The organism is Methanococcoides seepicolus (assembly GCF_023684405.1).
GTDB lineage: Archaea > Halobacteriota > Methanosarcinia > Methanosarcinales > Methanosarcinaceae > Methanococcoides > Methanococcoides seepicolus.
The window spans coordinates 1-11213 of record NZ_JAGSOI010000072.1; the positions used below are offsets into that span (position 1 = coordinate 1).

An 11213-nucleotide genomic window follows, 5' to 3' on the forward strand; every position below is an offset into this window, starting at 1 on the left:
AAAAGGAAAATCCAAGACAGATTATCTCAAATATTTCATAGACCAGATAAAACAGATTAAACTCAAGATCAATGTTCTTTGTTTGGACAGAGAATTCTATTCAAGAGAGGTTTTTTCTTTTTTACAGGAAAATGAGGTTGCACATATTGTTCCTGTTGTTAAAATGGGAATAAGTTGAAAAATATTCTTGATGGAACAAAAAAGCGTTATGACACATATACGATGAATAGCACAAAAGGAAAAGTGGAGCTTGACATTGCTATTGATGTCAAATACAGAAAAGGGAAGCGAGGAAAGAATGGGTGTGAGAACCTTGGATTTGTTGTTTATGGGATTGATTGGGATCCAAGAACAGTCAGTGACACTTACAGGAAAAGGTTTGCCATAGAATCGTCTTATAGGATGCGAAATGTGGTAAAAACTAAAACGTGTTCTAAAGACCCTATGTTACGATATTTTTATGCGCTGATATCGTTTCTTTTCAAAAATGCATGGGTGGCAATACAGAGAATGCATTTCATGAAAGTGAAAAGAGGACCAAAGACGATTGAATCTGATATGTTTAGGTTTGATATGTTTGTTCATTTAATTGTGGAATGGGTGAGAAGAAAGTTGAAAGCAAGGTTAATTGTTAAGTGTTTTAGGTGATTGTGAGGCTATTATATGAGGGAGGGAATATTAGTGAAGTACTGAATTTGTTTGAGTGATCAATTTTGAAAGTGGTGGGCCCGGGGAGATTCGAACCCCCCTACTAATTTTAATTAAATCTTTAATTTATTTAAAATAATATCGAATGTCATATAATAAACAGTGAGATAAAATATGAAGATGCTGATGGCCACGACCAGATATCAGATTCTGTAAAGATAAAGACCGCAGTATTGATGCCTAGTTCATCAGATGGGAGATATGGCACAATGATCGCAGGCTTATTCGTTGAGGCGGTAGTCGTTGTTGCTGCAGGTCTGCTTTATAGGCGACGTAGTCGTAGTGGATTAAAATCAGACGAGTAATAACTTTACGACCTCTCTTTTTAGAGGGAGTCTTTGCTATCTGAATATATATATTGAGAAAGAGCATTCAGGACACAATGAACAAGAGATTAGAAAGGGATACTCATGAACAGGGCTGAGATGGACAGAGTTGACAAGTTTGCATTCTGGTTATCTTCAATATTCAGATTGGTGCTGATCATAGGATGCATAGTAGCAATACTGACAGGGAACTGGATGCATCTAGGATTCTTCATCTATGTTTTGATCGTGACCTTCCTGCCAAGTATAATCGAGAAAACGTATAAGTTCGAGTTTCCCAACGAGTTCGAAGTACTGATCATGCTCTATATCTATGCATCTCTCATGTTGGGTGAATACGGGGAGTATTTCGAAATATTCTGGTGGTGGGATATCTTCCTTCACATATCCCTGGGTATAATCTTTCCAGCCCTTGGCTTTATTCTGGTATATGTTTTGAATTCTGAACGTCAAGTAAATCTGAGCCCCTTTTTCATAGCACTGTTTTCATTCAGCGTTGCGGTGTCATTTGGGGCGATCTGGGAGATATTTGAATATTTAATGGATGTGGTATTCGGGCTCAATATGCAAACGTCAGGGTTGGTGGATACTATGTGGGATCTTATCGTTGAAACGCTGAGTGCATTGTTGATGTCTACACTGGGATACTTGTATTTGAAGAAAGAGATTCATATCCATCTGTTCGAGAAAGCTGAAAGAAAGTTCATCGAACGGAATCCGCGTCTGTTCAGAAAATGATATTCATGTTTTTGAATGCAAGGTTGCACACGTTTTTGAAACAGAGCACAATGGAAAACCCTTGTTTTTGATCTCCTTGGACGAAGACTTCGATGGCAACGTAGTTGTGCAACCTACTACCAGTTCAGACGTAGAAACCAGACTAGCTGCACTAGAAAAACAAGTAGAAATGTTGTCAAAACAGCAATCAACCGCTTCAGAAAAACCAGATGGGCCCGGGGAGATTCGAACACCCGACCTCTGCCGTGTGAAGGGGATTGATGGCGATTTCGCAACTTTGTCAATTCCAAACGATTCCTCTTAGAATGCTAGTTTGAATGACTTTTGGATAGAGCACAAGGATTTATTTTTTGAATGGTTGGAGACATGTGATGTCACTTCAAAAACCAAACAGGGATACCGAAGTTCTTTAACAAGGTTCTTCGAAAGCAACACTATAAACAAGCCCAAAGATATCAGGAAGTTAAATCTCAAAGACAAAGAATCCCGAGGTCTTCGAAATCTACTAAACTATTGTGAGGACGAAGAGATTGAAGATGTAGTAGGCTATAACATCGACAGATGGAGACGATTCATAAAGATCAGGAAATCAGGAGTTGTGGAAGTCTATGTCACCGATGAAGAGATTAAAGAGGCTTACAATGCTTGTCCTGAAGTATTGAAACCAGTCTTTAGTCTACTTGTTTATTCAGGAAGCAGGGCTACACACATTCATAAAATGCTAGAAACCTTTGATGAGCGCAACATTATCATAAATGGTAATATTGCACATTATCCGACTTCATCATTCTCTGAAGGCAAGAAAAAGACATTTCATGTGTATTTTCCGACTTCATTCATCCCCGATCTTAACAGCATTGGCAAGCCAAGATGTTACTATAATATTACTGAAAAAATCCGAAAAGGCCGTGTTTCTGCAAAAACTATCCGCAAATGGCATTTGAACATGATGATTCAGGATGGAGTTACAGAAAGCATTGCTGATTTCATTCAGGGTAGAGCTGCAACCACAGTTGGAAGTGCACATTATTTGAATAAGGTTCAAAGGGCATCGGTTGAATACGCTAAGGTAATAGAACAATTTCCAATATAATTATTAATTATTTTCACTAGAATTTTTCTATTTATGGCATGAAAAGTATTTTATACTCTTCACGACTTTCAAACAACATATATACAAACCCACAAATAATTATTTTGCACTTTCCCTTTCCCTTTCACCAAAAGAATAGGAGGTATTTAATTTGCCACGTACCTATGATGATTATGTTAAAGATGTTACTGAAGATGTAATAAAATGTCTTGAAGATATGAAATGCCAGCCGATACTTTTTGTAGGGTCTGGTCTTTCAAAAAGATATTTTGGAGCTCCTAATTGGGAAGAATTACTCATAGAGATGGCAAACAAATGTCCATTGGTCGAAAAGGAATTTGCTTATTATAAACAAAATGCAAAAAAAGATGACAATGGGAATGAATTTATAGATATCGGAACTACATTTGCAGAATTCTATAATAAGTGGGCATGGAATGAAGGAAGATTTGAATTTCCTGACGAATTATTCACCGAGGATAATCCTCCTGAAATTTATTTAAAATATAAGGTAGCTGAGCACTTGGAATCATTGTTAAAGAAGAATTTTATAAATCCATTAGAAGATTCTGATCTCAATGAGGAAATTGAACTTATTAAGAAAATACGCCCTCATGCACTTATAACAACAAATTATGATCTTCTTCTTGAAAAACTCTTTTCAGAATATGAACCAGTAGTGGGGCAGAAAATACTCCGTGGCAATTTTACTAATTATGGAGAAATTTTCAAAATTCATGGATGTATTTCTGATTCAAAAGGAATAGTATTAACTAAAAATGACTACGATGATTTTGAAAAGAAAAAAAAATATCTTAGTGCTAAGTTATTAATTTTTTTTGCTGAACATCCACTATTGTTTATTGGATATAGTGCAGAAGACCCAAATATAAAGTCTATTCTTTCTGATATAGATGAAATTATTTCTATGCATGGTGAGGTAATTCCAAATATTTACATTTTAGAATGGAATCCCGAAATCGAGAGTTCTAAATATCCCGTTACTGATAAAATTATTTCAATCCGAGGTTCTAAAAATATTAGAATAAAATGTATAGTAGCTTCTTCATTTAAATGGGTATTTGATGCATTTGCAGCTAATTATAATATTAAAAACATAGATGTCAAAATTCTTAGAAGTCTCCTCGCAAGGAATTATGAATTAGTTCGAAGTGATATACCACGAAATGAATTGGAAGTGAATTATGAAACTTTGGAGCATGTCTTAAGTGGTGAAGAAGGTTTAGCAACTTTGTATGGCATAGCACTACTCGATGACCCCAAATACTTCAATGCTGCATATCCTTACACAATAACTCAAATGAGTGAAAAACTTGGATTTTTAAATGATAAAGGGAAGATTAGTTGGTTCAAATCTCATAAATTGATTTTAAAAATGATTGAAGATACTGGGATTAACATAAAAGAAACTGATAACTTATACCACTTAAAAGTAAAGATTGGGACAACAATGAGTGTTCATAAATATTCTGATGCTGCAGTTTCTTTGTTGATGAAAATTAGAGACAATGAAGATTATTCTGAAGATATTAGTAAATTATAATTCTAAATGTATCCATTTATACAAAATAAGATGTAGTGTGACAAATTGTGGAATATCTTGTAATATGACTTTTTTATTTTAATTGGTTAATGAATACACTAGATTATTCATTAAAAAGATTAAATAATATACTAATTAACTCAAATCAAGTTGTGATGGTGTATGTTGGTGCATGCATTTTTAGCATGACGTTCTTAGATTAAAATTGGTCATCTTGTTTATCAGTCTTATTCGTGATAATTACAATTAATCTTAATACGGAAATAAAAGCACTCTAGTTTTGATTTTGATTAATTGCTATGTTGTTTTATTAAGTAAATCTAGTTGCATGTGGGATTGTTATGATTCAATTTCTCAAAATTATTAATTTCATCTCATAAAAGTCGATACTTTTAAAATCCTTTTTAAAACATCGGCTGCCAAATTACTCAGAGTAATACTAAAATCGCTATCGGTCACATTAACACGAAATCGCAATCAATAGAGTTGTTTTGTCATGTGCTATGGTTTCTTTATACTTTTTTTACGTTTAATAGGGGGTTTGTCGAAGATATTTCTAATATTCCCATAGTATTTGGAACAATTGGCTTGACAAAAGTATACTTTACAATTCAGAAAACCAGCTGAAATGTTGTTATTTTTCACAATTTCGATTACTGTAGGTAATACGTAATTTAATCTCAATTTGTCTTTATGTGAAATTCCATCATTTTAGTATGGGTGATTTACAAGCATTTGAACACTTTCAATATCCACAATTTGTCTAAGTGTCTAAGTTCAATTTATTTTTTTATTATCAATATCTACAATATAACTTGTATTTCAATTGTCATGAATAATATTTTATCTTAGACACTTAGACATACTTATTATATTGTGGTTTGATTCCGATTTCAAAAGGCTGCACGCCTGAAATAGTTGGAAGCGCTCATTATTTCAATAAGATGCAGTGGGCAAAAGGCGAGTACAGGAGGGTTACGGGAAAGTTTATGGTATGATTCTGATTTGTTGAGGAATACAAGAAAATGATTGAGTATATATACAATTAAAACAACTAGAATGAGTTCCCACGAAATAATTACAAATAGAAGGTGCCACTCATAACATTATCTTGGAATGAAATTAACAAAAATGCAGAAGCATTCTCCCATGCATGGAAAGATGCAAAAAGTGAAAGGTCAGAATCACAACCTTTTTGGGAGGAATTTTTTAAAATTTTTGGAATATCTCGTAGACGTGTTGCAACCTATGAAAAAAGTGTTGCAAAATTAAGTGGTCGTAAAGGCTTTATCGACTTATTTTGGAAGGGGACCTTAATTGTAGAACATAAATCAGAAGGGGAAAATCTGGATAAAGCTTATGATCAAGCAATTGATTATTTCCCAGGATTGACAGATGATGAACTGCCAAGATATGTAATTGTTTCTGATTTTAAACGCTTTAGACTAGAGGATTTGGACGAAAATAAACGGTATGAATTTGAACTAAAAGATTTAGCTAAGAGGATACGTTTGTTTGATTTCATTCTCGGTCATACAAAAAGAGAGTATAAAGACGAAGACCCGGTTAATATTAGAGCTGCAGAACTTATGGGTAAAATTCACGACTCCCTTAAAGAAAATGGTTATGAGGGTCACCCACTAGAGGTTTTGCTTGTTCGCTTGATGTTTTGCTTATTTGCAGATGATACTGGTATCTTTGAATATGGTTCTTTTACTTACTTTATAGAACATAAAACAAATGTGGATGGTTCTGACGTAGGCTCAAAGCTTGCTGATATATTTCAAGCACTAGACATACCAGAAAGCAAAAGGCAGAAACATTTAGACGAAGATATTAAGAATTTCCCATATATTAACGGAGGATTATTTACTGAGACGCTTAGAATTCCTTCGTTTGATAGTGATACACGGAAAATATTATTAGAATGTTGTTATTTCGATTGGGGAAGTGTATCTCCAGCAATATTTGGTTCAATGTTTCAATCTGTAATGAATCCTATAGAAAGAAATGATATTGGAGCGCACTATACATCTGAAAAAAACATATTAAAAACCATTAATGCTCTTTTCTTAGATGAATTAAGGGATGAATTCAACGCTCATAAAAATGATAAGAAGTATTTACAAAAATTACACAATAGAATCTCAAAAATGACATTTTTTGATCCCGCGTGTGGATGTGGAACGTTCCTTATCATTGCATACAGAGAATTAAGAAAACTGCAGATAGAGATTCATAAAATACTGAGGAAAGAAGGAAAATATAAACAAAAGATGCTTCTATCTGTAGGAGATTTTGATAGTGATATTAATGTTGATTCAATGTATGGAATCGAAATATTAGAATTCCCTGTAAGAATTGCTGAAGTAGCACTTTGGCTAGTAGATCATCAAATGAATTTGGAATTATCCAATGAATTTGGAGATTATTATGTGAGACTTCCTCTAAAGACATCTCCAAATATTGTCCAAGAAAACGCCCTTGAAATGGATTGGGATGATTTTGTACAAAAAGATAAATTAACTTGTATATTGGGTAATCCTCCTTTTGCCGGGAAAAAAAGAAGAAATAAACAACAAAATATCGACATGAAAAATGTATGTGTCCACATTAAAAATTATGGAATACTTGACTATGTATGTTGTTGGTATGTTAAATCGGCTGAATTTATTAATGGTACTGACATCAAAGTTGGGCTTGTATCTACCAATTCAATTACCCAAGGAGAACAAGTCGGTATTTTGTGGGATTATTTACTGAATGAAATGGGAATCAAAGTCCATTTTGCACACCGAACTTTTAAGTGGTCAAACCAATCAAAAGGGAATGCCCAAGTTTATGTGATAATTGTTGGCTTTGCATCATATGATATAAAAAGAAAGTATCTTTATGATTATGAAACACCAACATCAGACCCAATAGAACAAAAAGCAGGGAACATAAATCCATATCTTATAAACGAAAAAGACGTTATTTTAAAAAATAGAAGAAAACCTATATCTAATGTTCCTTCAATATCTTTTGGAAGTATGCCAAACGATGGTGGTCAGTTTTTGTTTACAGACTCTGAGATGAATATTTTCTTGGAAAAAGAACCTAAAGCTAAAAAGTTTATTCATCCATTGATATCAGCAAAAGAATTTTTGAACGGGGATAAACGCTGGTGCCTCTGGCTAAAAGATGCAAATCCATCTGAAATTCGTAAATTACCTTTAGTAGTTGAAAGAATTGAAAACGTTCAAAAAAATAGGTCGAAGAGTGAAAGAGGGGCCACTATAAAGTTAGCTGATACTCCTTATTTGTTTGGTGAAGATAGACAACCAGATAGTGGAAATTATATATTAATACCTTTACATTCATCAGAACATAGAAAGTATATACCCATGGATATTCTTCCATACACGTCTATTGTCAATAATTCTTGCAGTATAGTTAAAAATGCTGAATTATATCATTTTGGAGTCTTGACATCTGCGATGCATATGGTATGGGTAAAACATGTGTGTGGAAGAATTAAAAGCGATTACCGATATTCAAATACACTTGTTTACAACAATTTTCCATGGCCAAAAGATCCCACTTCAAAACAAAAAAGTAATGTGGAAAATGCTGTAAGAGAATTGTTGGCTATACGCAAAGAATATGCAGATTCATCACTTGCTGATCTATACGGCCATCTCGTGATGCCAAAGAAATTATTAAATGCACATAAAAAATTAGATATTGCAGTTGAACGCTGTTATAAGTCAAAAAGATTCAATACTGATTCCCAAAGGTTTCAGTATTTATTTGAATTATATGATATGTATGTGGGTAGTGAAAAATAATTATTCCTACAAATCTTCAAAGTATAGATGAAACATGAATTGCATTTTTTAGATTTCTTTACTTAATAGAGGGGTAACAAAAGAGATCGAGTACTTCTTATTCATATCGGGAGAAGATAGGATTCTCTAAGGTACGTAGCATTATATGAAGCAGAATGCGAGAAGTAACAAGCTGTTTAATATCAATACTCATGTTAGGGAGAGGTTGGAGAGTTGGGGTAGGCTGAAATAGCTTATTTACGATATAGAATTAATGTAATGAATGGAGTTTCTGTAAAGATAATTATCAATAGATATCGACAAGCATTGTCTTTAACATCCACAATTTGTCTAGGTGTCTAAGTCAAATTTATTTTTATATCATATACTCTACAATATAATTAGTATGTTAAATGTCATTAATAAGATTTAATCTTAGACACTTAGACATACTTACTATATTGTGGTTAGGAACAGTTATTAGCTGACCTAATCACTTAGAAATCATAGTGATTCCATCCCATTTATATTCTCTAGAACCTGTGGATTCTCTCGAATAGGTGTATCCTAATTCTTTGAAGTGTTTTCCAAAGATATTATTTTTTTCAGGCTCTAAGTCATTACCTATGCACCACTGCTTGTATTCTTCATAGACTAGGTGTTTAGAGGTATCCTCGTTGCTTAGCTCAATGCATTCATCTACAAAGACAGCAACAGAATTGCTATTGAGCAAATACATCCTTTTTACGTCCTCGACACTCTTATTGTATGAGAACTCTTCATTCGCAAGAAGAACTTTAAGCGCAGTCAGAGCCTTGTTCAAGAAACCTGATAACTCTTCAGGAGTTACAAGTTTGTCAATCAGGTTTTTGTCGGCTGTCTTTCCTTCAAAAGTATTTGGAAAATCAATCAGTATCCACCTTCTAAAATCAGCAAAACTTCCATTTCGAATAGGCGGTAATTCATTTGCTGAAAATATAAGGCGGGCTGTGTTTTCAAATTCAAAGGCTCCTTCAAATTTACGTTCACCGCGTATTCGATCTCCACCGCAAAGAGTTTTGAAAGTCGAGTTATCATAAATCTTTATGTTCGCCAGATCTGGAAAGACGTTAATTAGTTTCCCGTAAAGGTTGGCGGTCGAAAATCGGTTATTTTCTAAATTCTGAAGGCTTTCACCACTTGTATTTTTCTTTCCGATAAACTGAGTCAACAATTTTAGGTAGACGCTTTTTCCATTTGATCCATTTCCAAGAACCATTACTGCTTTTTGCATTCTGGTATCTGGAATTAGTGAATATCCAACCCATTCGACTAACACCTGTTGATCTTCAAGTGATACAATTTCAGACAAGAATTTGTCAATATTTGGACATTCTGCATCTGGATTATAATCTACTGGAATTCGAGTGGTTGAAAGCACGGCTGGGCTGTGTGGCTTGAATGTATTTGTTTTAAGATCATACAGGCCATTATTCAGGTTGATTATGTGTTCGTCCTGATTGATGGATTCACGATTAACCCGTGTTTCTCTTTTGATGTAGGATAGAACCTCTCTCAAGTGGCGGTTCGCGGAATAATCGCCTAATCTGCGCTGTGCAATTAGATCGATAAGTTCTTTCCCACCTTCTATGTAGATACCGTTTTCGTAATGATAGATTACTTCAGTATCAGCAAGTGTGAAGAATTTGTTCTCTTCAAGAATTTGTTCGGCCAAAGATTTAACAATAAATCTATTTCCCTCAAAATATTTATCTCTGGGATTTTCTTCCGCGGGTTCAACGTCTTCAAGAGCCTTAGCTATTGTTTGTTCTTTGTAATCTTTCCTGCTCCATTTATCCCTATTAAGGCCTGAACCTGAAAAGAGTCTATCAATCTGTTGTGGATCTCTGGTATGGGCCGCTATGAGGTTGCAAAGGGCGAGATCAGCTTCACTGTGAGATCCATATCTTCCAACAGCCTGCCAATTGCCGCTGTATAGAGAATCAAAAAGATTTCTATTGTCTGCGTTTTTACATTTCTCTATTATATCTATGTCTGTAAGCCTTGGCTCATAATTTTCCGCAACTTCAACATCCATAGAAGATGAATCTATTTTGGAATAAATGGACAGAACATTATTTGTTGTTGCTTCATTGATAGCTATTGGAGTTCCTTCTAAGTGTTCTCCAGTAAATACAAAGAAACGGGAGTGGTCATAGATTTCACGTACTCCTCTTCGGTTCTTTGATCCAGGCACTTTTCCTTTTGCTATTACATGTGCACCTTCTCCGCTCTGGGAAATTTCTGCGTATGAATCTAGACTTCTTATCTCTTTAAGAATTTCTGGATCGAATTCTCCTGTAGTTGAGTCTCGGACATTATCCCAATCAAACCCAATGAAGGGATCTGATTCTGAAAAGACAAAGCCAATGCCTGAATATTCGTCATCCGATTGTTTAAGCTTGCTTGTGGCTGTTTTGAAACTTGACCATGTGTCTGGGTTAGTTGTGCTTGCTCTGTAATCGTTAGCCGCATATGGTATCTTGCTTAGTTTTTTTCCTCCTGTATCTTCAGACTTCCATAGTACCCACTGGTCGCATTCTTTCAACTCTTGAGGGACGGAATCAAAATTGATTTTTTGTTCATATACTGTTCTTTCTTCGATTGAAGAATTCTGCTTTGGTACGCTCTTATCGATAGCTGTAGCTATTTGGTTTGTATTTTTGTTAATCATTTTATCACCATTTTTATTTTCGGTGTTGGACTGATAGAAAACTGAATATCTCTGATGCTTACTTCAAAGCAAAATTATAGGATTGCATCTAATGAATTACTTAAAATTTCGGCATTGTTAACTAAACATAGCTAACTCTTTATTTCTGTACTTCATCAAAAGAAGAACAGAGTACTTCAGCATTTCAAGACTCTTAGTATAACACTTTGACTTTCTTCTCAATCTTGCCAGAAAGTGCCTAATTATGCTGTTATATCCTTCA

General features: G+C 34.4%; 5 protein-coding genes and 2 pseudogenes. 5 read left to right on the plus strand and 2 right to left on the minus strand.

The genetic code is table 11. The features are described from left to right. The 5 genes and pseudogenes from KDK67_RS12475 to KDK67_RS12495 form a co-directional block, all read left to right on the plus strand. Positions 1–648: pseudogene (locus tag KDK67_RS12475) on the plus strand (transposase); the annotation flags it as partial. A gap of 470 nt (positions 649–1118) precedes the next feature. Beyond that, positions 1119–1772, plus strand: coding sequence for a DUF2238 domain-containing protein (locus KDK67_RS12480; RefSeq protein ID WP_250869125.1), 654 nt, complete (start codon positions 1119–1121; stop codon positions 1770–1772). A gap of 358 nt (positions 1773–2130) precedes the next feature. Further along, positions 2131–2865: an integrase gene (locus KDK67_RS12485; protein ID WP_250869126.1), complete on the plus strand. Its 735-nt coding sequence runs from the start codon at positions 2131–2133 to the stop codon at positions 2863–2865. Positions 2866–3016: 151 nt separating this feature from the next. Next, a complete protein-coding gene (locus tag KDK67_RS12490; RefSeq protein WP_250869127.1) occupies positions 3017–4429 on the plus strand; it encodes an SIR2 family protein in 1413 nt (470 codons plus the stop codon). Between the two features lie 1091 nt (positions 4430–5520). Beyond that, complete coding sequence (locus tag KDK67_RS12495) at positions 5521–8259, plus strand: class I SAM-dependent DNA methyltransferase (RefSeq protein ID WP_250869128.1); 2739 nt, start codon at positions 5521–5523, stop codon at positions 8257–8259. Positions 8260–8731: 472 nt separating this feature from the next. Here the strand turns inward: KDK67_RS12495 and KDK67_RS12500 are convergent, their stop codons facing one another. Continuing rightward, positions 8732–10951 (minus strand): phage/plasmid primase, P4 family, encoded by a 2220-nt coding sequence (locus tag KDK67_RS12500; RefSeq protein WP_250869129.1) that lies wholly within the window; start codon positions 10949–10951, stop codon positions 8732–8734. A 117-nt stretch (positions 10952–11068) separates the two neighbouring features. Continuing rightward, positions 11069–11213 (minus strand): annotated as a pseudogene (locus KDK67_RS12505) (IS1 family transposase); the annotation flags it as partial.

Bases quoted from the DNA above. Each gene is read 5' to 3' on its own strand.
- KDK67_RS12480 (WP_250869125.1), top strand. From the start codon at position 1,119: ATGAACAGGGCTGAGATGGACAGAGTTGACAAGTTTGCATTCTGGTTA.
- KDK67_RS12500 (WP_250869129.1), bottom strand. From the start codon at position 10,951: ATGATTAACAAAAATACAAACCAAATAGCTACAGCTATCGATAAGAGC.